The sequence below is a fragment of the Mongoliibacter sp. genome, from assembly GCF_007692705.1.
In the GTDB taxonomy this organism is placed as follows: domain Bacteria; phylum Bacteroidota; class Bacteroidia; order Cytophagales; family Cyclobacteriaceae; genus Mongoliibacter.
Genome location: NZ_REBN01000155.1, coordinates 1 through 24,258, shown reverse-complemented (window position 1 = coordinate 24,258; position 24,258 = coordinate 1). Strand labels below are relative to the sequence as shown.

The window sequence follows — 24,258 nt, the reverse complement described above, 5'->3', positions numbered from 1 at the left end:
GATGGTTTGTATGATGGGTTTCTTTAATTAAGATTGTCAAATAAGTAAATAATATATAAAACAATTTAACTAATTTTTAAAATCATATTGCTCAAATATCGAAATAATAATCGGCAGGAGTAATATTTTTTTCTTTTTCTTAAGAAAGTTAGCTGAATCACATAACTTTACTTTTTACAATCACCCCTCTGTAAAACCAATGAAAATCATTGATAACCTTAATGATCTAGATCAATCAAAGCACCATATTCTTCACCCCGAGGATTCTTTTGAAGATGATCTGATCTATCAGCTAAAGTCAGACCCCACCGTAAGAGTACTGGATCAAATCAATATTCAGATAGCCGAATGGATCAAACTGAGCAACCCGAAAGTAACTTTCAGCAAGGGTGCATTGCAAGATGAGGTACGCAAATTTCTTAAAAAAAAAGGTGGTCAGTTTGGTAATTGGGTGTATTATCCCTGGAATAATAGTATTGTAAGAATTCTTCCCGAGGATGAGTTTATTCAAGTCCGCACCATTCGAAATAAGTATAAAATTACTGAAGAGGAACAGCAAATTTTACGAACCAAGAAAATTGGAATTATAGGCTTATCGGTTGGTCAAAGTGTAGCCTTGGGCTTGGCAATTGAGAGAGTGTTTGGGGAATTGGTAATTGCTGATTTTGATCATTTGGAGCTGGGGAATATGAATAGAATCAGGACTTCCCTAGTCAATTTAGGTGTCAAAAAAACCACAATTGTAAAAAGGGAAATTGCTGAAATAGACCCCTATCTAAAGGTTACTGTTTTTGAAGAAGGGCTCCATGATGATAATATGGAAGAATTTTTCTGTGAAGACGGTACTTTGGATCTGCTGATTGAAGAATGCGATAATATCAAAATGAAGATTCAATGCAGGTTGATGGCCAAAAGTCTTGGAATCCCTGTTCTTATGGATACTTCAGACCGGGGCATGTTGGACATAGAAAGGTTTGACCTGGATTCTAAACTCCCACTTTTTAATGGTAAATTAAAAGAGTTTGGTTCCGAGAGTGGGCTTTTGGATAATTTTGAAAAAAAGCAAAAGCAGATTCTTGGCGCAATACTTGATTTTGATAAGCTTTCAAAAAGAGCTCAAGAAAGTATTGGAGAAATTGGAAAAAGCATTACCAACTGGCCTCAGTTGGCATCCTCTGTTATCATGGGTGGCGGCATCTGCACCCACCTGTCCAGGGAGATATTATTGGGACAAAAAATAAAATCTGGCAGGTTTTATGTTGACTTGGATGAAATAGTCAAATAGCATGAAGATAAAAATCAAAGTAGTCAGGGCAATGTCCTCTCCAGAGGAAACAAAAAGGTACATTGACGGCCACTATAAAGTTTTGGAATCCTATGGCGTCACCAAAGTGACTTCCGCGGATACTTCTTGGGTTAAGAACCCCAATGTTTTTCTTCTTTTAGTCGAATCAGCAGAAGATCCTGATTTGGTCTTGGGAGGTGGAAGGATACAACTCAAATCCGAAGACTATCCACTTCCTTTGGAAGGGGCTATTTTGGAAAAAGACGATAAGATTTTGTCTTTTATGGAACAGTTTCAAGGCCATAAAGTGGCTGAGTATTGTGGATTGTGGAATTCCAGACTCGTTTCAGGTTACGGTATTGGAAGTATTTATCTGATTAGGATTGGTGTAGCAATCGCATCTTTTCTTAATTTAAAGGCATTAATGGCTTTTTGCTCACCTTACACTGTGAAAAATTCACAATCAGTGGGGTTTGAAATCATCAAAGAATTGGGTGATCAGGGGACATACCTTTATCCAAAGGAAGGTTTGATTGCTACTATCATGCAGATCAAGGATGTTTCAAATCTTCCTCTGGCAGATGACAGGCAAAGAGAAAAGATTTATCAACTCAGGGAAAATCCATTCCATACCGCCACAGAATCAAGTGAAAAGGGTTTGTTGGAAATTCAATACGACCTTAACATCTGTGAACTTGTTCGCCAATGGGAAACCTCAAAAAAATAAACAGACTTTATTGGTTATTGCCCTTGGTGTTTATCCTTGGAGCAGCTATTATTTTTTTATTTGGTTATTTTGGGGGCAATACTCAGAGTTCTATTGAGGAGTTTGAAATTCAGGTTTTTGATAAAGAAAAGGGAGCATATACTGTTTTAGATGTGCAAAGTGGGGGGTATAATGACCTGGGTTTTGTTGGAGACTCGGTGAAGTTAAAAATCCCCTTAAACATTGCGGCCTTTGCAAAAGCGGATCTGATAGAGATATCCAATCCTACTTTTGATTATACCTCTCTTAGCTACGTAGATCAGGAAGGGTTTATTATTGAGAGTTTGATGGGCCTTACTGAAAATGATTTTTTTTATCCCAATCCAGTATTTAGATTACCTGCTTACAGAGATGCTAGGGGCTTTTTAGAGTTCAAAATTCTCTCTGCTGATCCGCTTAGATTTTCTCTTACTACTTACGAGAATAATAGGATTTTGAAAAAGAGCAATCAAATCCTGACTTTGGTTTCTATTTACTGTGGTATCATGTTGGCGCTCGCGTTGTATAATTTCTTCCTTTATTTTTTAGTCCAGGATGAAAGTTACCTTTATTATTTCTTGTATATCATCTGTATTGGAATGGCTCAGATTTCCCTTTTGGGCTATAGTCATATTTTCTTTTTTCAAGGAAGTAAAGAACTATATCAATCCAGTATTATCATTTTCTCTTCGTTTTCAGGGATATTTGGGGTGCTTTTCATTCAAAATTTCCTTAAAACGAAACTACACGCTCCAAAGCTTCATTTGATACTCAAGGGAGTGGCAGTTTTGTATTTTGTTGGTTCTGTTGCCCGTATTTTTGGTCTTGTGGAAGTGAGTTACAGTATTACCGATCTGGCAGGGCTCATGGTGGTGATTTTCTTTATTGCTACAGCTTTTGTGGTGGCCAATCAAAATTTCAAACCAGCAGAGTACTTTCTTTTTGCATGGGCATTTTTCTTAGTGGGGTTATTTTCTTTTATACTTCACAATACGGGGTTGATTTATTTGGGGACTTTTCCAAGTCTTCCTATGCTCTTAGGGACCGCTTTTGAAGCAATTTTGCTATCCTTAGCGCTAGCATATAGAATCAATGTGCTGAAGCAGGAAAAGGACAGAGAGCAAAGTGAAAAACTTCGGGTGATGAAAGAGACTGAGGTATTGATTTTGAGGCAAAATGAAATGTTGGAAGAAAAAGTACGGAAAAGAACTGAGGAGCTGGAAGAGATCCTTCATGACCTTCAACAGACCCAAACCCAACTAGTAAACCAGGAAAAAATGGCCTCATTGGGTCAGTTGACAGCGGGTATCGCCCATGAAATCAATAATCCTATCAATTTTGTTTCTTCCAATATTTCACCTTTGAAGCGGGATATCAAAGATATATTGGAAATAGTAGACGCATACAGGAAAAATGGTTCTCTCGAATTTGCAGAAGAAACCAAGAAAAAACTGGCAGATCTGGAGGAAGATTTAGAGTTTGATTACCTTCTAAAAGAAGTGGAGCAGCTGCTGAAAGGAATGGAAGATGGTGCCAAACGAACGGTAGAAATTGTTAAAGGGTTAAGGATATTTTCCAGAATAGATGAGCAGGACATCAAACATGTAGATATCCATGAAGGTATTGATAGTACTTTAGTCTTGCTGAACAGCACTATTGGAGACCAGATAGATATTATCAAAGAATATGGCGAAATCCCAATGGTAGAATGTCTAGCGGGGAAAATAAATCAGGTATTTATGAATATTCTCAACAATGCTGTTCACGCACTATTGGATCATCCTGTAGAGGGAAGGAAAGGGCAGATAACCATAAGGACCTCTCATGAAAAGGATGAAGTAAGGATACATATAGAAGATAATGGTCCTGGTATACCTAAAGAACTTCAGAGCCGTATTTTTGAACCCTTTTTTACTACTAAGGCCGTTGGCAAAGGGACTGGTTTGGGACTGTCCATAGTGTATACCATTATTGAGAACCATCAGGGTAAGCTTACTGTGCAGAGTGAGGAAGGTCAGGGAACTTGTTTTTTGATCAACTTACCCATATCTCAACCAGGAGGAGATAGCTGAGATTTTTTATCTGAAGAATGACTTCTGAATACATTAAAAAGGTTTAGAAACGGAAAAATAAAAGTAATGCTTTGCCAAAATGCAAATAGGAAGTAATTTGCGATCCGTTTGAATAAACTTAAAAGTTTTTAATTATGATTAATCCATGGCACGATGTGCAAATAGGAAAAAACGCCCCAGAGTTTGTAATGGGGGTGATAGAAATCCCAAAAGGGAGCAAAGGCAAATATGAACTGGATAAAAAGACAGGGATGCTATTGTTGGACAGGGTATTATTTTCGGCAGTTCACTATCCTGCTAATTATGGGTTTATTCCTCAGACGTTTTGTGATGACAAAGATCCCCTGGATATTTTGATCATTTCCCAAATTGATATTCCATCCATGACCTTGGTAAATGCCAAAGTGATTGGAGTCATGAGGATGGTCGATGGTGGTGAAGCTGATGATAAAATCATTGCGGTAGCTGCTGAAGATCAGTCTGTCAATTATATCAACGATATTGACGAATTGCCTCCTCACTTGATGAAAGAAGTACACAGGTTTTTTGAAGATTACAAAAAGCTTGAAAATAAAGAAGTGAAAGTAGAAGATTTTCTAGGTAAAGAAGAAGCTTTCAAAATCATTCAGGAAAGTATAGACCTTTATGATCAAAACTTCAGAACTCAAAGATAAATTGAGCCCGGGAGATTTCTCCGGGCTTTTTTTTACTTTTAGGGCTATGAGAGGAATTTTTGTTATTGGACTGTTTTTGATAGCCCATTCTCTACGTGCACAAGAAGGAAATGATTCCAAATTTTCATTTTCAGGATATATTGAAACGTATTTTTCTTATGATTTCAATCAACCCAAAGATCATCTTAGGCCTCATTTTCTTTTTAATTTCAACAGGCACAATGAGTTCAGTGTCAATTTAGCTGTATTAAAAGCCAATTACACAGATGAAAATATCAGAGCCAATGTTGCTTTGATGACAGGCACTTACGCTCAATACAATCTTTCTGATGAACCTACTTGGGCGCAGTTTGTCAACGAAGCATCCATAGGTGTGAAAATTATAGATAAGCTTTGGCTTGACATGGGTATTATGCCTTCTCATATAGGTTTTGAAAGTTGGTATGGTATGGATTGCTGGCACCTGAGTCGCAGCCTTATGGCCGAAAATTCACCTTATTTTCTTACGGGAGCGAGATTGACATATGAAAAAAGTGAGCAACTGGATTTTATCCTTTGGGCTACCAATGGCTGGCAAAACGTACAAAGAAATCCAAGAAATCAATCTATTGGTGTAGGTTTTGGAGTAAACTATAGACCTATTGAAGGGATGGAGATCAACTATGCCAATTATTTTGGCAATGAAAGTCCACAACCGATCTATCGGGCACGGTTTTTTAATAATTTTTACATTCAATATGAAAAAAATAAATGGGGGACCACCTTGGGTGCAGATTATGGTATCGAAGACAGTAATTTCAGTTTTGTTAACCACTGGTATGGAATTACGGGCTCACTAAAGAGGGAGTTTCTAGAGAAGTATGTATTGGCAGGCAGGCTGGAATATTATTCAGATCCAAAGGGTGTGATTTTGGATCAGGGTGTAAAAGTATCAGGCGCTTCACTCAATTTGGATTATAATGTCTCTCCTTCAGCTTTGATCAGATTGGAATTCAGACAGTTTTACACACCTGAAGAAGCATTTTTTGAATTGCCGGCTGCTAGATTCAGTAAGGGTAATACTGCACTTACAGGATCTATGGCAGTGAGGTTTTAATGTTTTACTTTTTATGGATTATTCCTGTTGATTTGAGTTACTCGGGATTTCAATTTTTTTACTTTTAGAAAGCTTATTTCTTTTTCATTTTATCTACTCTCTTTTTTAGCAGCTTCTTCTGTAAGTAATCCAAAAAGGCATCATAATTTAAATGTTCATGATTGCTTAAAGTAAAAGAGCTTTTGTCATCAAAAACGATGGTAAGCTGACTGAATACCCTTTTATTGGTCGTTATCTTTTCTTCTTCCCATACCAATACCTGATCCAAGGCATAAGTTTTGGTTTTGCCTCTTAGGGGTAGTCTGGTAATGATCTGCGATTTCCCGGCAGAGATGAATTTATAAGAAGCCATCATTTTTACCAAAAGAAGTAAAATCACCAAAGTCAATAATACTGTAGCGAATAGATAGAAAATGATGCCAAATGACCTTACTGTGTAGAAATGGTTTAGAATATATATCAAGCCACTGAAAAGGATAATAAGTACAAGGCTTAAAGCTAAGTATGTACTTGTTTTGGGTTTACACGCGATCATACGACTTTAAATCTTGGAGTGTTACTTTGGAATGCTGTACAAGGTCCTCAAAAAAATCTCCAAAATGAACTCTCAAATACTCATGGTGCTCATCCAAAAAGATATGAGCAGTTTCTAATTTGGATTGAAACCTGGTTTTCTTTGCCATACCTGTCATAGCCCTACGGATACCATCCAACTCTCCATAGCCACCAAGCCAATTGTAATATTTCATGTAAGCAAAAGTCTTCAAGAACTTTACAGGCAATACTTCCCTGAAACTTTCTATGGTTTCATACACGTTTTGCACATAATCCTGCAGGGGCTGTTTGTGGTAGTTTTTCCAATATTTAGCCAGGAAATAATCAAAATACATGTCTGTGATAACAGTAGAATACCGCCCATATTCAGGCCTTAGGATTTCCTGCGCTTCTTTTACTACAGGATGATTGTCCGTGAAGTGGTCTATTTCCCAGTGTAATTTCACCCCTATGACAATTTCTTTTTCATAGGATTTCTCTATAGCCCCTCTTACAAAGTCACCTATAAAGTTGCCAACAAGCACTTTAGGTTCCTCAAATGATAGATATGCATGCGCTAAATAATTCACAGTATAAGTATAACAGTATTTATGGGGCGAAGTTTATCTGTTAGATTTGAGATAAATTTAAGAATAGATGTCAAAAATACAGGAAGAATTAAAAATTTCTTTGAAACTTTTAAAACAGGAGTGGCAGGAAGACCTGGAACAATACAAGAAGAAATTTTTATATAGTTCACTTTCAGATAGAAAGGACGAAGGAATTTGTTGGTATCCTGTATCGCTCAAAAAAACGAGATTTGGTTATGGGGAGCGGCTAATTGTAGACTTGGAAAGGTCTGATTCCAATCAGTCACATCTTTTTCAGTCAGGAAAGTCAGTTTCCATTTTTTCAAATCATGAATCCTTCAATTCTCCCAAAAACAGGATTAACGGAGTCATCAATCAGGTAAAGAAGGATGTCATGACAGTCACCCTTCAGGTGGAAGAATTGCCGGAATGGTTTCACAAAGGTAGAATGGGAGTAGACCTGCTTTTTGATGAAGCGAGTTACCGAGAAATGGAAAATGCCCTGCATGCAGTAACCAAAGCCGACAACAGTAGGCTGGGGGAGTTGAAGCGAATTTTGTTGGGTGAAAAAGAGGCAGAAATCAAGCAGCAGGAGTATGCCCCGATTGCACGCTTAAATGGCCGGCAAAACGAAGCAGTGGAATTGGCAGTTAATGCCCAAGATCTTGCCATCATCCATGGTCCTCCAGGGACCGGGAAAACCACGACTTTGGTTGGTGCAATTGAAAAAACCCTTGAATGGCTCCCTCAAGTGTTGGTTTGTGCACCAAGCAATGCTGCCGTAGACCTATTGGTGGAAAAACTGGCTGAAAGAAATGTTGCTACCTTGAGAATGGGACATCCGGCAAGGGTCGACGATCAGATCCTTTCTCAGACTTTAGATGCCAGGATTGCCCACCATGACAGCTATAAAGACCTGAAGCGTTTGAGGAAATCCATAGATGAATTTGTCAAAATGGGAAAGAAGTACAAGCGGAATTTTGGGCATGAGGAAAGAATGCAGCGGAAAAGGTATTTTGATGAAGCGGATAGGTGCAGGGATGAGGCCAAGAACCTTGAAGACTATATCATTTATGATATTTTTCAATCTGTACAGGTAGTTGCCTGTACCCTAGTTGGGTCAGCATCATCTTATCTCAAGGGCATGATTTTCCCGGTTGTATTTATAGATGAGGCAGGTCAGGGATTGGAAGCAGCTACATGGATTCCGATTCAAAAAGCCAGAAAAGTGGTATTGGCGGGAGACCATTTTCAATTACCACCGACCATTAAATCTTTTGAGGCATCCAAGATGGGGTTGAGTGTAACTTTATTTGAAAAGGCAATTCTGAGACAGCCTGACTTTTCTAAGATGCTCCAAGAACAGTACAGGATGCACAAATTGATTATGGGCTTTTCCAACCGGTATTTTTATAAGGGAGAACTATTGGCTGCGCCTAACACTGAGTTTCATTATATCCAAAATGATGAACCTGTATTGGAATATATAGATACTTCCGGTTCAGGATTTACCGAACAGGTGGAGGAAGAATCATTGAGCACATTCAATCTGGAAGAAGCAAAATTTGCTTTAGGCTATCTGGAAACCTTCATCAAGAAAATCGGAGTAAGCAAGTTGAAAGAAGATGAAAGAACTATAGGCCTGATAGCACCTTATAGGGCGCAGGTGAGGCGCTTTAATGAACTTCTTTTTGACACTTATGAATTTCCCAATCTCAGGTCCTATGCCGAGTTTCTGACCATAGATTCTATTGATGGTTTTCAGGGAAGAGAGCGGGATATCATGATGATCAGTTTGGTCAGGTCCAATGCCAAAGGAGAAATAGGATTTTTGAGTGATACCAGAAGGATGAACGTAGCCTTGACAAGGGCCAAAAGAAAAATGATTGTCATCGGAGACAGTGCTACTTTAAGCAGTCACCCCTTTTACAATTCATTTTTGGATTATGTGGACGAGCATAATTGTTATAGAAGTGTGTATGAATTTATTGGCGCCTAGGATAAGCCTGGAGGATATTAATAGATATTATGATATTTATCACCCTAGATCTTAGAGTTTTGGGTGGAGTGATTTTTTAAGTATGCATATCCGCAATTAGACCACAAACCAATTAAATAAGGGGCTAGATCAATCCGATACTAATAGATATTGGATTCCGAAGTCTCGGAACAAGTTATTCATTGATATTAGTTTGAAATCATAGGTTTATTTCAATTTTAAGATCCTACTGGCAAGAAAGCGGATAATCATGTTTTTTAAGCACATTTTCAAGTGTATCCAAAAATTATGGTGGAAAGCATTCTTGGAGATTAATCCAACTTGGAGTATTGTATACTATTTGTCATTTTGGAGATTTGTCTGATTGAGCAGTTAATTCAAACTTGTCCACCTCGAACCAGGAGAATAACCTAATATCTCAATATCGAAATTTACCTGACAACCCAAAAAATTGAATAACCCCTAATTATCCCTCACATTTTTTTCCTGATCATAGAAATATACCCAATTGAGATAGCTCAATACATTGCCGAAGGCATCAGTGGCTTCGGCCATATCTGAGGGGATCTCCCGACCTCTCAGCTTCGCCAATAAAAGCCCATAGACGGCATTTAGGCAAACCTGAATTTCATTGGCAGGAGCATCATCGCCTGCTTCAATGACCAAATGCATGATATGTGGTTTGGCTTTTTGATAATGTTCGAAATAAGTTTTATCCGTTTTTATCAATTTCCAATGGATCTCCGCCAATTCCGAAACAAATTGTTGGGTTACTTTCAGGTGTCCTTTTTCGTTGATTCCTTCGTCCAACATTGAAGCAGAAATACTTTCAAACCATTTCCATGTGGCTTCTTTTTCCTCGTCGGTAATAGGGTAATGAGAGATTACATATTTTTTAATTTCTTCTTTATTGAAATCATATGCCCTGATCAAATCCTCAATCTGGTACATGTAGATAATATACTCGGGTATATTCTGCGACTTCTTTTTTTCAGCGATTGCTTTCATCTTTTATCAACCTTAGCCCTACAAATAAAATAAGTTATTATTGATTTTGATAGGAATTATTAAGGCTTTACACAAAAGGGGGATTTTACCATTTAAAAAGATCAATGCCTGCTGAAGAAATAGGGCTGATGTCCAAACAAAATTCTTTAACCTTCGATTCTTATACTGATAAAACCCATTATTTTCTTTAATTTTGCGCCCAGAATGAATATGCAAAAAATTAGAAATTTCTGTATCATTGCCCACATTGATCATGGCAAGAGTACACTAGCAGATCGTCTCCTTCAGTTTACCAATACAGTAACTGATAGGGATATGCAGGACCAGTTGCTTGACAATATGGACCTGGAACGTGAGAGAGGTATTACCATCAAGTCTCACGCAATTCAAATGAAGTATAATTATAAAGGTGAGGAATACACCCTCAACCTTATAGATACTCCTGGACACGTAGATTTTTCTTACGAAGTGTCAAGATCCATTGCGGCCTGCGAAGGAGCGCTGTTGATTGTGGATGCATCGCAGGGTATCGAGGCGCAGACTATTTCCAACCTTTACCTTGCTATAGGTCATGACCTGGAAATCATTCCGGTGTTGAATAAAATTGACCTTCCAGGGGCAGATCCAGAGGTAGTGGCAGATGAAGTCATTGACCTTATCGGTTGTGACAGAGAAGATATCATTTTGGCGTCTGGTAAAGAAGGCCTTGGTATAGAAGATATTTTAAATGCCGTTATAGAAAAAGTTCCTGCTCCAAAAGGGAATGTGGATGAGCCCTTACAGGCCATGATTTTTGACTCTGTCTATAATCCATTTAGGGGAGTGGAAGTCCTCTTTAGGATTTTTAATGGAACCATTAATAAAGGTGATAAAATCAAATTCGTCAATACAGGCAAAGAGTACGAAGCTGATGAAATTGGCATTTTAGGATTCAATCAGATCCCTCAGAAGACCATGTATGCTGGAAATGTAGGTTACCTCATTTCGGGTATCAAGGTTGCCAAAGAAATTAAAGTAGGGGATACCATTACCCATGTCAAAAATCCATGTGCTAACGCCATCCAAGGTTTTGAAAATGTAAAACCAATGGTGTTTGCCGGGATCTACCCTGTGGAAACCACCGATTTTGAAGAATTGCGGGCCTCTATGGAAAAGCTTCAGCTCAATGATGCTTCTCTGGTATGGGAGCCCGAGACTTCTGCAGCTTTGGGGTTTGGATTTCGTTGCGGCTTCCTTGGCATGCTCCATATGGAAATCATTCAGGAAAGACTGGAGCGTGAGTTTGACATGACTGTGATCACTACTGTTCCTTCGGTACAGTTCAGGGCTTTGATGACCAATGATCAGATCAATCTAATCAACGCTCCTTCGGATATGCCTGACCCAACTAAGTTCAAGCATATTGAAGAGCCTTTTGTGAAAGCTACCATTATTACTGCATCTGATTATGTTGGAGCAGTGATCCAACTCTGTATGGAGAAAAGAGGTCAGATCAAAAATCAAGTTTACCTTACCTCAGAAAGGGTAGAATTGACTTTTGACATGCCGCTTGCCGAGATCGTATTTGACTTCTTTGATAAATTGAAAACCATTTCCAGGGGATATGCATCCCTTGATTATGAATTGATAGGCTTTAGACAATCACATTTGGTCAGACTCGATGTCATGCTCAACGGAGAGATTGTGGATGCTCTGTCTGCTATTGTTCACAGGGACAAGGCTTATGAATGGGGAAAGAGACTTTGTGAAAAATTGAAGGAATTGGTTCCAAGACAGATGTTTGAAATCGCAATACAAGCTGCCATTGGTACCAAAATTATTGCCCGTGAAACCGTGAAAGCTTTGCGTAAAAACGTTTTGGCCAAATGTTACGGCGGTGATATTTCCCGTAAGCGCAAACTTCTAGAAAAGCAGAAGAAAGGCAAGAAGAGAATGAGACAAGTCGGAAATGTTGAGGTGCCACAGGAGGCATTTATGGCTGTTTTGAAGCTTGACTAAGGATTTACGATTTAGGAATTACGATTTACGTCGTCAAATTGTAATTTTACCTACAGACAGAATAGTGGAGTTTTTTATTTGTAACGAAAAGGGTTGTAGATATGAAACGTGAAATACAACATAGGACGAAGCAATTCGCAATTGAGGTCTGGGGTCTATGTGCAAAATTTCCACACACAAGGGAGTTTAATGCTTATGTAAATCAATTGATTCGCTGTTCTAGCTCTGTTGCTGCAAACTACCGGTCTGCTTGCAGAGCCAAATCAAACGCTGACTTTATCAATAAATTAAAAATTGTTGAAGAAGAAGCAGATGAGAGCCAATTCTTTCTTGAGTTAATTGCCGAGATAAATACAAATGACCAACTGTCTTTTGAAATTAATCGGCTGATCAAAGAAGCTGATGAAATTGTTGCTATAATTGTAGCAAGCCTTAAAACTCTAAGAACCTCATAAGCATCATCGCCTTCTGAAGACTCCGTAACTCGTAAATCCAAATATTCTCATTCAACTTTCAGCATTCATAAAACTTCGAGATCTCAAAAAGGCCTCGTAATTCGTAAATCGTAACTCGTAAATCTAAATCTCATGCCAACACTGATAAACGGAAAAACCACTTCTGAACAAATCAAAACAGAAATAGCAGCTAGGGTAGCGGAAATAAAAACCGAGGGAGGAAAAATTCCTCATTTGGCAGCTATACTTGTTGGTAATGATGGGGCAAGTCAAACTTATGTTGGTGCGAAAGTAAAATCCTGTGAACAGGTGGGCTTTGCTTCTACTTTGGTAAGACTGGAAGAAACAGTTTCAGAAGATGAGCTTTTGAAGGCCGTAGAAGACATAAATGAAAATCCGGAAATAGATGGATTGATTGTTCAGCTACCTTTACCCAAGCATATTTCCGTAGAAAAAGTAACCAATAAAATCAAGCCTGAAAAAGATGTAGATGGCTTTACTCCTGCTAATGTAGGAAGGATGACACTAGGCTGGCCTGCATACGTTGCCGCTACTCCTTATGGTATTGTAGAATTGTTGAAAAGGTACAATATTGAAACATCGGGAAAACACTGTGTAGTCATTGGAAGAAGCCATATTGTGGGTTCGCCTATGAGTATACTGATGGCCAGAAACGATAACCCGGGAAACTGTACGGTTACCCTTACCCACAGCAGAACAAAAAATCTCCCTGAGATTGCCAAATCAGCTGATATTTTGATTGTTGCCTTAGGAAAGCCTGAGTTTGTAACTGCAGAGATGGTGAAGGAAGGTGCGGTAGTCATTGACGTGGGAATCCACAGAATAGCTGATGAAAGTAAAAAATCCGGTTTCAGATTGATAGGAGATGTGAAATTTGATGAAGTATCAGCCAAAGCTTCTGCCATTACCCCTGTACCTGGAGGAGTAGGTCCAATGACCATTGCTTCATTGCTATACAATACCCTATTGGCAGCAGAAGGTAAAATATATTCAAAATAAGCGTCTGATAATGAGCATTCATATTGAATTGCTCTTAAAAAGAAAGAAATTGATTTGCAGTGAAAGGCTTTCCTTTCTACTTTTGCAATCCTTAACTGCGCACGTGGTGAAATTGGTAGACACGCCATCTTGAGGGGGTGGTGCCCTACGGGCATGGAAGTTCGAGTCTTCTCGTGCGCACAAAAAGCTTCGGAATTTCCGGGGCTTTTTTTTGTTTTTTTCAACCAAACTTTAAGTAATGCCGTAGGTAAAATATGGTGAAAAAGATACTATTTGTTTTTTTGATTGCTATTTTTTGTTGGCGTTTACCTTTATTTGCCCAATTAACTGTTCTAGACCAGCAAGCAAATCTAATAGAGTTTGGACTAGTAAATAATGGTAAATCTGTCGCAAACTTCAAGTTAGAGAAATCCTCCGGTAACTTTTCTCTATTCTTAAAAGACGAAGAACTAAATAATATCAACTATTTTGAAACCGTTCTTGGTCCAAATATTACGCATCTATCCCATGACGTATTAGGAGATGAAGTCGTTTTTGTAGGGTCTTTGGACCCATTTACTTCCAATCGGAAAGTCATTCTTAAAGGGGACCTGAAGACCGGTGATTTCAAAAAATATACTTACCTCTCATCTATTGTTGTACCAGCGGGTGTTAAGGTAATCAATAAGGGGGTTGTAATCCAAGGTGCCTTTGAAGGAGGACATTTTCTTGAAATTTATGATTTTGAAACAGAAACAGTTCAAACAGTTACAGAAATTTTGGGTCCACAATTCAAAATATTAGATTTTAAGGGGGGTGAACTGACAGATGTTTTAGTGCTTGAAGAGGGTAAATCCAAGCAACAAAGATTACAGATTTTCTCATTTGATCATCAGGGAAAAAGGATAATGAATGTACATGTAAGACTACCCTCTCAAGAGAAATTTTACATTCAGCAAGCCCAGTTGGTGGACTCCAAAGAGGGGTTAAAAGCAGTAGGGACATATAGTGACAAAAAAGGAGAGTGGTTTTCGGGCTACTTTCATTTTAGCATAGATGAAGAGATGAAATTTCAGTTCAGAAAATTTCTTTTCAAAGATTTAGAGGGATTTTATGATTACAGAAAAAATTCCCCTAAAATTAAAAGGAAAAGGCTGAACAAGGAAGTAATGTTGGTGGAGGCTGTGACTGATGGAGAGTTTGTCACCTTGGCAGCGGTAGTACCCTCTGCTGAAAGGAAATTCATCCATTTGTTGCATTTGAATGCCAATGGAGAAAAGGTTTTTGATAAATCTATAAAACTCTACTATAATGTAAGTTTGTATTGGGCGCCATACCATCTGGCAATTGATCAGGAGAAGGTGTATTTTGCGTATAGAGGGAATGAGAATAGAAAAAACCCTCCAGGGGAAAAGATTTATTTAATAGAAAAGAGAGAAGAGGACAGTTCCGCCCAAGTGAAAAGAGTGGTGATCCAGAAAAACAAACTTTGGCAACTCATGGAGCCCCACTACCAATATTGGCATGATGGTAAGTTTTTGGTTTACGGAGTAAGTAGGAACATGCCTCTAGCTGAAGGTAAGCCGGTATTTATTTTGGAACCTATTGATTCAAAAGAATAAAGTAATTAACGTAAAAGCCTATTTTGGTCATTTCATCTTTTTCCTAGGCTTTAGTTCATTATGTTTGTTTAAGTAAAGTTCGTAAGATGGAATGTATATTATGTGGGGTTTTTAAAAAAAATGTTAATCCTATTTTATGGATGCTTCTATTTTTAATTCCAATTTGGGAATTGGAAGCTCAGGTAGTCAAGGGTAAAATTACAGATGAACAGACAGGCGAGCCCTTGCCTTTTGCAAATGTATTTATAAGCAATACCACATTCGGTTCTACTACGGATATAGATGGGAATTTTGAAATCAGTGGTCAATTACCACAGAATTTTGAATTGGCAGCATCATTTATAGGCTATTACACTAAGTTTAGGAATATTGCCTTAAGTGGAAGAAATTCCGTAACAGTCAATTTTGACTTGACCCCAAAAGTGGATCAGCTTGATGAAATTCAACTCAAATCAAGGCGAGATAAAAAATGGGAAAGAAATCTTAAAAGATTTGAAAGGGTATTTTTAGCAGTTCTGGATGATCCTTTTTTAAAGCAAAGTAAAATCACTAATCCATGGATTTTGGACTTTCAGCAGGGTAGGGAAGGGGGAATGAGGTATTTTGCAGCAACTGCTCAAGATCCAATTTTAATAGAAAATGAAGCTCTTGGGTACCACATAGAATACCATTTGCAGCGATTTGTGGAGACCAGAAGAGGGTTTCAGTATTATGGTTTGGTCAACTTCAGTGAACTTGAAGGAGTGGATGGGAAAGAAGATTTGAGAAATACCACCTATCAAGGTTCTCTGAGACATTTTGTCAAATCCTTGGTAGATAGAACCGTAGACACCTTGGAATACGAAATCTATCAGGTGATACCGGATAATTTTTTAACGAAGAGAACCAATGATTTTACTCAAGAATTAGGTGAATCCATTGTAAAAATCCATAGGGACTCTTTATACATCTGCGATTTACCTAATGGTTTGACCCTTATTGAACTACCCTATAAGATTGAAGTTCATAATAGGAAAAAACCATGGCCCAATAATTACTATGAAAATATTTATCATAGCATTTCTTGGTTGGAGGCACCGGAGGGATATTTTGTAGTAGACGATTATGGTGTTTTGCCTGACCCGACTCAGTTAGAAAGAGCCGGAAATATGGGTAGGGAAAGGGTGGCCAGGTTTTTACCTCATGACTTTGAGCCAACAGGTGAATTGGGAGAATTTGTGGCTGAGTTTGATTCTACATTACTTAGAAAAAGTAAATGGAATAACCTCAGAGAAAAACCACACCTGAGTCTGAATAAGACTTACTATCACCCGGGAGAAGCCATTTGGTTTGCTGCTGACATGTTGTATCAAAACAATTTTTACATGGATAGCCTGAGTAGGGTTTTACATGTAGAAGTATATGACAATGATTTTCAAACCATACTTTCAGAAAAATTCCAAATAAAAGAAGGCAAGAGTTCGGGTGTTTTGGTTTTACCTGATGGCCTGCAACCTGATAATTATGTAATCAGGGCCTATACCAACTGGATGCGGAATTATCAAGAGGATGGGTTTTCCTATGTCCCTATTCCTGTTTTGGGTTCTAATGAAAAACTAGTTGCTGAATTAGTTGAGGAAGAGTTTGAAACAGACGAGGATTTGGAAGTAATCATTAAATCCCAATTTGAAAAATCAATATGGAATACCAAGGTTAAGCTTGAAATCGATATAATCGAAGCGGATGACGAAATTGTTGGAGGACAATTCAGCATTTCTGTTTTGGATGCAGATTTAAATCCTGAAATATTTTTGCAAAGCCCCATAAGGAACTCACTGAATTGGCTTTTGAGCGATGAAAAATCAATCTTTTATGAAGAACCTAAATACCCCATAGAATTTGGGATTTCTTTGCAGGGCTATTTTTCAGATAGGCCAAGACGACCTCTAAATGTACCTTTGACCATAGTACAGGGTGAATTGGAAGACTACGGAATAATCCAAACGGATAGTAGCGGATACTTTTGGGCTACCGGTTTGGTTTTTCAAGATAGTGCTGAAATTTCCATTGCAGCTTTAAACAAGAGGAGAAATAGTTTTGGAGAAGTCAGGTTAGCTCCTAGTCAGAGTCCCAATGTGCAGCCCTTTTATCCTAGATTTTCATATGGGAAAGAGACAATTGAAAATCCAGATGTTGAATTTTCTTTTGAGGATTTAATGGCAGGTAATTACATGGAACTTGAAGAGATTACAGTCCAAACGAGCGCATTGGAAAGTACAGCAGAAAGAAATTATGGGTACGGGACACCGGATAGGGAAATTGATTCACAGTTTTTGGAGTCAAGACCTGATTTGACCTTAGATAGGGTGATATCTATGAATATGGCAGGGGGAAGAATGGGGAACTACAATTGGGGATTGGATGCAGGAGAACCCTTGCTGATGGTAGATGGAGCCAGATTTTTCCCCTCCGAAGACGAAAGTGTTTTTGCTTACCTAAGCACATTTGTTGCGGCAGAAGTAGAATCCATCAAAATTTATACTTTCTCTGCAGGCACTTTTGGACTGCAAGGCTTTGCTGGAGCGATTCTGGTTGAGACTAAAAGAGCTAAAAGAGGTCTTCAGGAAGATCAGGTTTTTGATGCTTCACAGTTTCAAAAGTTCAAGGTTAGTGGTTTTACTGCTGTACCCCAATTCCCAGTTTTTAACAACCATGAAGGAATCATCAAACAAAGGTCAGCCATCTACTGGAACCCTAGATTGGAATGGGATCAAGACCAAACCTCGATTCCTATTACTTTTGAGATGTCCAATCAGACCCAAAGGATTCTGGTTAAAATTGAAGGCCTGTCTAAGGATAAGGACCCAATTTCAAAAATTATCGAGATCAGGGTTGAGGATTTGCTATAATACTATCCTATCTTCGACTGAGTTTAATTTAGAACCTTAAGAAAATATGAGAAAAATATTCATGATGCTTTGCTTACTGTCGGTATCAAGTCTTTTCTCTGCTATGGCTCAAGAAGCCAAATATCCGATAGTAAAAGGCTATGGAGGGATTTATGAAATACCCGAAGCTACCGAGGTCCCTGATCCTAATGCAGAAGTCAAAATTATCATTGATTTGGTTTCCGGAGCGGAAGACCACAAGGAGATCAATGCCATGGTCAATAACATTGCCCGGATGATGAACCTACATGGATTGGGAGGTATTGGAAAAGACCAAATGCATGTCAAGGTGGCAGTTCATGGTGGGGCTGTATTTAGTATGCTTAATGACGGAGCCTATGAAAAACAGTTTGGTATAAAAAATCCAAATATCCCTGTTTTTGAAGCATTGAAAGAAGCTGGGGTAGAAATTTACGTTTGTGGGCAATCCTTAATCGCTAGGGGTTTTGAGTCTGATGACCTTTGGGAAGACACCGTCATAGCACTTTCAATGCTCACTACATTGACCAAGTATGTGCCTCAGGGATATATGCTGTTAAGGTTCTAAAGCTTTAATTTCAGCTGCTCAGGTAGATGCCTAAAAGACTTCCTGTGAATGGGATCAAGACCAAATCTCGATTCCTATTACTTTTGAGATGTCCAATCAGACCAAAAGGATTTTGATAAAAATTGAAGGACTATTTCAAGATAAAGAGCCAGTTTTGAATATTGTTGAAATAATATTAAACGATTAAAATATTGAATTTAATTGATTAATAATTTCTTATTTTGTTTTAAAATTGAAGTAAATAATTATTTGTTTTTTAGTCGTTTTTTTTTTCTTTGAACGAGTCTTTAGTTAAAGGCTTGGATTTGGCCAAAACCTTTTTATATATTAAAAACAATAGAAAATGAAAAAGACAGTATTTTATTCTTTGATGTGTATATCACTAAGTTTTACTTCAACTACAATAGTTAATGGACAAGCTTAAGTAGATCCTGGGGATGGAAATAGGACAGTTTGTTGTCAAATGGAAGAGGTTTATTGTATGGATCACCTTGGAAATGCGTGGGCAAATTCAATAGAACGGCCAGGCAGTACTTGTTAGGAAAACCTAAATATTGCACTTGCTTTCAAAATACTTTGTTAGTTTTTATTATGATAATAGTTAATTAGGTGCTTTGAAGGCGAGTGTATTTTTTAGAGAAATACTAACTTCAAATTTCTGGAATACTTCCATTGTTATAAATAATTTTAATCCTTAGAATAGGAAAAAATGAAATATATAATTATCTGCATTACTGTCTTTATTTTTTTTAGCTGTTCAATAAAAAATGATAGTCAAAAAAGAATAACAAAAGACTCATTTCCAGAAGTGATTAACTTAAACGGAGATAAAAAGGAATTTGAGGAATTAATTAATCCAAAAAAAATCCATTTGGCAAATGACTTCATTGTCATATCGACTGATGGAAATGATACACTACTACATTTTATTAATAAAGACAAACTTGAATATTTATTCAATAAAGGGATTCGAGGAGATGGACCAGGAGAAATCAACTCAATTGTATGGGATATATTTCCTTCATTAAAAGATGATTCATTTTGGGTTTATGATTTAAACATGAAAATGATTCATGAATTTGATCTATCTGATTCTACTTTTAAGGCTATTCAGTCAATTAATCAAAAAGGTGATTGGTTTTATGGGTTTTCCAACCACTGGTTGGGTACTAATGAAATTATTTCTTATACAAGTATGACAGATCATAAGTATTTGGTTTTTGACACATTAGGCAATAAAGTTAGGGCTTTACGGCCCTGGAATGAAGACAAACCAATTGATCAGGAAGAAAGTTATATGTTATCTGGTTTGTATCAAGGGCCAATTGATTTCAATATTCATTCAGGTATTTTAGGTCATGCGAGTATCAAATTTGAAAATTTTGAGCTTTTTGATGTAGAAAACAGCACCTGGATTGAGGTTAATGGCCCTAGTGACATAGAATTGGAGTATGATTTTTTTGATACAAATAGTGGGAAGGCTGCCAATGTGAAAAGTCATGTCCCCAGAGGATATAATGATATATTTGTGGGTAAAGAAGGCGTTTTTTTGGTTTATATCGGCAAAACAGATGAAGAAATAAAGGATGTTGGCTATAGGTCTAATACTATTCTGCATTTTGACCTTAAAGGAAATCCTTTAAGTTGGTTTGAACTTGATTTTCCGATAAGATCGCTTACCGTAAATGAAAGCGAAAGGATAATTTATTGTATTACTGAAGACAGAGAACCTGGAGTAGTTGTTTACAAATACTGAGTAATTACGTAAGAGTGATTCTGTGTATCGTGCTTTCTGAGACCTTATTAACTCGTTCAATAACTTGTGATTATAGTTAAATTCTACATAAAATATTTAAATTCTAAAACTCCATTTTCAGCTGCTCAGGTAGATGCCTAAAAGACTTTCTGTGAATGGGGGTAAGTCCAAGTTTTCGGATTCCATCTCTGTGGGCTTTTGTGGGGTAGCCTACATTTTTCTCCCACCCATAACCGGGAAATTGCTCCGCCAAGCCAGCCATCATTTCATCTCTATATACTTTTGCTAAAATCGATGCTGCTGCAATACTGGCAAACTTCCCGTCTCCTTTGATGATACAATCAAATGGGATTTCCAATGAGGTTTTGAATTTATTCCCATCAATAAGTAAATGCTCAGGCTTAACGTGAAGGGCTTGAACTGCTCTGTTCATGGCTAAAAATGAAGCATTGAGGATATTGATCTTGTCAATTTCTTCCACACTTGCTTCTGCGATTGACCAAGCCAATGCTCCTTCTTTGATCTCAGTCACCAAAATGTTACGATCTTGTTTTTTTAGCTTTTTGGAGTCATTGACCAATTCATTTGCAAAATCGATAGGCAGAATCACCGCAGCGGCCACTACTGGTCCGCAGAGGCAGCCTCTGCCTACTTCATCGCATCCCGCTTCTATTCTATTAGATTCTAAATATGGCCTCAGCATTTTCCTTGGGCTCTTTTCTAGATTTATAGTATTTATGGATCATTTCGGCAACTAAGCCCGTCCATCCAGTCTGATGTGAGGCACCCATGCCTCTTCCATTGTCACCATGAAAATACTCATAAAATAAGATATGGTCTTTGAAGTGTGGATCATTCTGGAATTTAGGGTGATTGGCATACACTGGCCTATTTCCATCCTTGTCTTTGAGGAATATCTTGATACATCTCAAAGAAAGTTCTCTGGCAATGAGATCCATAGTAACATAGTTTCCCGACCCTGTAGGGTATTCAATAGAAAATTCACCGCCATAGTAATAATCAAACTTTCTTAGGGACTCAATGATCAAATGGTTGATAGGGAACCAAATAGGGCCACGCCAGTTGGAGTTGCCTCCAAACATCATGGAATCAGATTCACCGGGGGTATATTTGATGGTGAGCGCATCACCATTGATGCGCACAGTATATGGTTTCTTTTCATGAAATTTGGAAAGGGACCTGACTCCGTATTCGCTGAGGAATTCATTCGGGTCAAGCATTTTATTTAAAATGCTTTTCATCCTATGCCCTCTTAGCAATGAAAACAACCTCCTCTTTTCAAAACCTGGCTGTATCCAGCTTGATACCAATGCGGCAAGTTTAGGTCTTTCTTTCAGGAAAAATTCCATACGGTTTTTAAAATCCGGTAGACTGTCAAACATATCAAGTCTGATTGATTCCACAGCAAAAAGTGGAATTATACCAACTATGGACTTTACTTTCATGACCTTCGGCTCTTTTCCCGGCAAGTGAAATACATCAAAAAAGAAGTTCTCATCATCGTCCCAGAGGCTGATACTTTCTCCTGAGATATTGTTCATTGCTCCTGCGATGTAAAGGAAGTGTTCCAGAAACTTGATAGCAGTGTATTGATACGTTTTGTTGAACTCACAAAGATCCAAGGATATTCTCATCATATTGAGTGAAAACATTGCCATCCATGAAGTCGCATCCGCCTGCTCAAGTTTGCCCTTGTAATGATGTGCATGAGATCGGTCTATGACAGAAATATTATCCAATCCAAGAAAGCCGCCTTCAAAAATATTTTTGCCATCACTGTCTTTTTGATTGACCCACCAGGTAAAATTAATCATCAATTTGTGAAAGCATCTTTCCAAAAACTCCTGATCTCCTTTCCCTCCATTCAACTTTTTATCAATCTGATAAACCCTTTGTACGGCATATGCATGTACAGGTGGATTCACATCACTGAAATTCCATTCGTATGCAGGTATCTGACCGTTTGGATGCATGTACCATTCGTTTAGCAAAAGCACCAGTTGTGATTTTGCAAACTCAGGATCCAGTCTGGCTAGAGGGACACAGTGAAAAGCCAGATCCCAGGCAGCATACCATGGATATTCCCATTTATCCGGCATGGAAATAATATCAAAATTATGAAGATGCCTCCATTCGTTATTTCTACCTTTTTTCCTTTCTTTAGGAGGTGAATATCTCCCTGGATCACCTTCAAGCCACCTCTCTACATTGTAGTAGTAAAACTGCTTGCTCCACATCATACCCGCATAGGCCTGTCTTTGGATGTTTCTCATATCTTCATCCTTTACCCTTGCCTGGATTTCTGAATAAAACTCGTCCGCATCCCTTTTTCTCTCATGAAGTATGGCTTCACAATCTTTACTGGACTCTTCTATATATTGATGTGTCATTCGGAATTTCACCGATTTATGAGATTTTGCCGGGATAGTAATTTTATAAATGGCGGAAGCTTTCGTGCCTTTGTTATCAGGATTTACAGCTGATTCATCCCCTTCTACAAGATAATTGTTGATTCCATCTTTCAGGTATGCCCTTTCATTGGGTATATTGTATAGCTTTTGGCGGTTGGTCTCATTGTCGCAAAATTTCAGTTCCGGCTCACCTTCAAAAGAGAAGAAAAAATTCCCACTATCTGGGTGATATGCCTTGATACTGTTTTTGTCAAGTTTTGAAATGGTGGGCATAAATGGTTCATGTCCCGTAAACCAGGTTTTTCTAAACCACATTGTTGGGATTACCCATAAAGTGGCTTCTTTGCCACTTCTGTTGTGAATAGTTGCTTTACTGACAATGTCTTCAATGTCATTTTTGCCGTACTCGATAAAAATGTCAAAGTATTCGTCTTGATCAAAAACTCCTGTATCCATTAATTCAAACTCAGGATCATTTTTGGTTCTCCGCGCATTCTCTGTCAAAAGTTGTTTGTAGGGGAATTCGCTTTGAGGATACTTATAAAGCATCTTCATATAGCTGTGTGAAGGTGTGGAATCCAAGTAATAATACAATTCCTTCACATCTTCACCGTGATTTCCCTGAGGGCCTGTAAGTCCAAAAAGTCTTTCTTTAATCATGGGATCTTTTCCATTCCAAAAACCCCAGGAAATACAAAGTTTTTGTTTATGATCCGAGATGCCCGCTATTCCTTCCTCACCCCATCTGTAGGCTTTGCTTTTGGCCTCCTCATGGGTGACATTTTCCCAAGCAGCTCCATTTTTACTGTAATCTTCTCTTACAGTACCCCACTGTCTTTCAGTTAGGTATGGTCCCCATTTTTTCCAGTGCCTTTTCCACTCTTTATCTTCTTGAAGCCTTATTTTCTCTATATTCATCTATGGCAATCGCTTAAAGGGTTGAATTTACATTAATTTGTGTAGGACAAGGGCAAGAAAAAGATAATTTAAAAAAAATGAGAAAGCAGAGTTTTCCTGCAATCGATTGTATCGGTTATTTATGGCTTTTTTGGACAAAATGCTTTTTAGTGCCGCTTTCACTGCAACTAACCTAACCAATTTGATGCAAAAAGAGTTTTTTCAAACAATCAAATACTTATGGCAGCCTGATTTTGGTTGTAAGGGTTGCTGAAATAATCCTGATCAGTCCTTTGGGAGACTGTATCATTAATAATTTCCTTAAAAAGCTTTTCGAAGCTATCAGCCCAAAGGGTCTTTGCCTCACCCTGTATTTCCATTTGATTCAAATAGTCATCAAAACGTATGATATCAAACTTATCCGAAATGATGCCTGCATGTGCCTGGAGTGCATCAAGAGCATTACAGGCCTGTTCGAATTGTCCCTTGACAGGAATCATCATCACTTTCTTACCTAAGTACATGGCTTCACAGACTGATTCAAATCCAGCCGTGGTGATTAGTCCCTTGCATGTAGCCATTTTGCTCAAAAACAACTGATCATCAATTTTATGGAAAGTCA

General features: G+C 38.0%; 19 protein-coding genes and 1 tRNA gene. 14 read left to right on the top strand and 6 right to left on the bottom strand.

Annotation, left to right across the window (positions count from 1 at the left end):
- Positions 1-199: 199 nt before the first annotated feature.
- The 5 genes from EA341_RS09665 (at position 200) to EA341_RS09645 (ending at position 5,872) form a co-directional block, all read left to right on the top strand.
- Positions 200-1,285: a ThiF family adenylyltransferase gene (locus EA341_RS09665; protein ID WP_293013471.1), complete on the top strand. Its 1,086-nt coding sequence runs from the start codon at positions 200-202 to the stop codon at positions 1,283-1,285.
- A gap of 1 nt (position 1,286) precedes the next feature.
- Positions 1,287-2,012: a hypothetical protein gene (locus EA341_RS09660; protein WP_293013468.1), complete on the top strand. Its 726-nt coding sequence runs from the start codon at positions 1,287-1,289 to the stop codon at positions 2,010-2,012.
- Positions 1,991-4,102, top strand: coding sequence for a 7TM diverse intracellular signaling domain-containing protein (locus EA341_RS09655; protein ID WP_293013465.1), 2,112 nt, complete (start codon positions 1,991-1,993; stop codon positions 4,100-4,102). Before EA341_RS09660 ends, EA341_RS09655 begins: the two co-directional genes overlap by 22 nt.
- A 134-nt stretch (positions 4,103-4,236) precedes the next feature.
- Positions 4,237-4,776, top strand: coding sequence for an inorganic diphosphatase (locus EA341_RS09650; protein WP_293013462.1), 540 nt, complete (start codon positions 4,237-4,239; stop codon positions 4,774-4,776).
- On the top strand, positions 4,748-5,872 hold the full coding sequence (locus EA341_RS09645) for a porin (protein ID WP_293013459.1): 1,125 nt from the start codon (positions 4,748-4,750) through the stop codon (positions 5,870-5,872). The genes EA341_RS09650 and EA341_RS09645 overlap by 29 nt, the downstream gene beginning before the upstream one ends.
- A gap of 73 nt (positions 5,873-5,945) precedes the next feature.
- On the opposite strand, the gene EA341_RS09640 is transcribed toward EA341_RS09645, so the two are convergent.
- Together EA341_RS09640 and EA341_RS09635 are read right to left on the bottom strand one after the other, a co-directional pair.
- Complete coding sequence (locus tag EA341_RS09640; RefSeq protein WP_293013456.1) at positions 5,946-6,407, bottom strand: hypothetical protein; 462 nt, start codon at positions 6,405-6,407, stop codon at positions 5,946-5,948.
- Complete coding sequence (locus EA341_RS09635) at positions 6,394-6,996, bottom strand: ACP phosphodiesterase (RefSeq protein WP_293013454.1); 603 nt, start codon at positions 6,994-6,996, stop codon at positions 6,394-6,396. Before EA341_RS09635 ends, EA341_RS09640 begins: the two co-directional genes overlap by 14 nt.
- A gap of 67 nt (positions 6,997-7,063) precedes the next feature.
- On the opposite strand from EA341_RS09635, the gene EA341_RS09630 reads away from it, so the two are divergent.
- On the top strand, positions 7,064-8,995 hold the full coding sequence (locus tag EA341_RS09630; protein WP_293013452.1) for an AAA domain-containing protein: 1,932 nt from the start codon (positions 7,064-7,066) through the stop codon (positions 8,993-8,995).
- 462 nt (positions 8,996-9,457) lie between these two features.
- Here EA341_RS09630 and EA341_RS09625 read toward each other — a convergent pair whose 3' ends face one another.
- The gene (locus tag EA341_RS09625) at positions 9,458-10,003 is read right to left on the bottom strand and encodes a DUF4924 family protein (RefSeq protein ID WP_293013450.1); all 546 of its coding nucleotides are present in this window, start codon (positions 10,001-10,003) and stop codon (positions 9,458-9,460) included.
- A gap of 204 nt (positions 10,004-10,207) precedes the next feature.
- Between EA341_RS09625 and lepA the strand changes: the two genes are divergently transcribed.
- The 8 genes from lepA to EA341_RS09585 all read left to right on the top strand — a co-directional run bounded on the left by lepA (position 10,208) and on the right by EA341_RS09585 (position 20,307).
- Positions 10,208-12,001 (top strand): translation elongation factor 4, encoded by a 1,794-nt coding sequence (gene lepA / locus EA341_RS09620; protein ID WP_293013448.1) that lies wholly within the window; start codon positions 10,208-10,210, stop codon positions 11,999-12,001.
- Between the two features lie 101 nt (positions 12,002-12,102).
- Positions 12,103-12,456: a four helix bundle protein gene (locus EA341_RS09615; protein ID WP_293013445.1), complete on the top strand. Its 354-nt coding sequence runs from the start codon at positions 12,103-12,105 to the stop codon at positions 12,454-12,456.
- A gap of 132 nt (positions 12,457-12,588) precedes the next feature.
- Positions 12,589-13,476, top strand: coding sequence for a bifunctional 5,10-methylenetetrahydrofolate dehydrogenase/5,10-methenyltetrahydrofolate cyclohydrolase (locus EA341_RS09610; protein WP_293013442.1), 888 nt, complete (start codon positions 12,589-12,591; stop codon positions 13,474-13,476).
- Positions 13,477-13,573: 97 nt separating this feature from the next.
- A tRNA-Leu gene (locus EA341_RS09605) sits at positions 13,574-13,656 on the top strand.
- A gap of 74 nt (positions 13,657-13,730) precedes the next feature.
- Complete coding sequence (locus tag EA341_RS09600) at positions 13,731-15,077, top strand: hypothetical protein (RefSeq protein ID WP_293013439.1); 1,347 nt, start codon at positions 13,731-13,733, stop codon at positions 15,075-15,077.
- Between the two features lie 140 nt (positions 15,078-15,217).
- Positions 15,218-17,965, top strand: coding sequence for a TonB-dependent receptor (locus EA341_RS09595; protein WP_293013437.1), 2,748 nt, complete (start codon positions 15,218-15,220; stop codon positions 17,963-17,965).
- 46 nt (positions 17,966-18,011) lie between these two features.
- Complete coding sequence (locus tag EA341_RS09590; protein ID WP_293013435.1) at positions 18,012-18,551, top strand: DsrE family protein; 540 nt, start codon at positions 18,012-18,014, stop codon at positions 18,549-18,551.
- A 709-nt stretch (positions 18,552-19,260) separates the two neighbouring features.
- On the top strand, positions 19,261-20,307 hold the full coding sequence (locus EA341_RS09585; RefSeq protein ID WP_293013432.1) for a BF3164 family lipoprotein: 1,047 nt from the start codon (positions 19,261-19,263) through the stop codon (positions 20,305-20,307).
- A 103-nt stretch (positions 20,308-20,410) separates the two neighbouring features.
- Here the strand turns inward: EA341_RS09585 and EA341_RS09580 are convergent, their stop codons facing one another.
- The 3 genes from EA341_RS09580 to EA341_RS09570 form a co-directional block, all read right to left on the bottom strand.
- On the bottom strand, positions 20,411-21,010 hold the full coding sequence (locus EA341_RS09580; RefSeq protein ID WP_293013430.1) for a ribonuclease HII: 600 nt from the start codon (positions 21,008-21,010) through the stop codon (positions 20,411-20,413).
- A complete protein-coding gene (locus tag EA341_RS09575; RefSeq protein ID WP_293013427.1) occupies positions 20,985-23,657 on the bottom strand; it encodes a glucosidase in 2,673 nt (890 codons plus the stop codon). The genes EA341_RS09580 and EA341_RS09575 overlap by 26 nt, the downstream gene beginning before the upstream one ends.
- 209 nt (positions 23,658-23,866) lie before the next feature.
- Positions 23,867-24,258, bottom strand: a 392-nt coding sequence (locus tag EA341_RS09570; RefSeq protein ID WP_293013424.1) for a glycosyltransferase family protein, incomplete at its 5' end; no start/stop codon positions are given.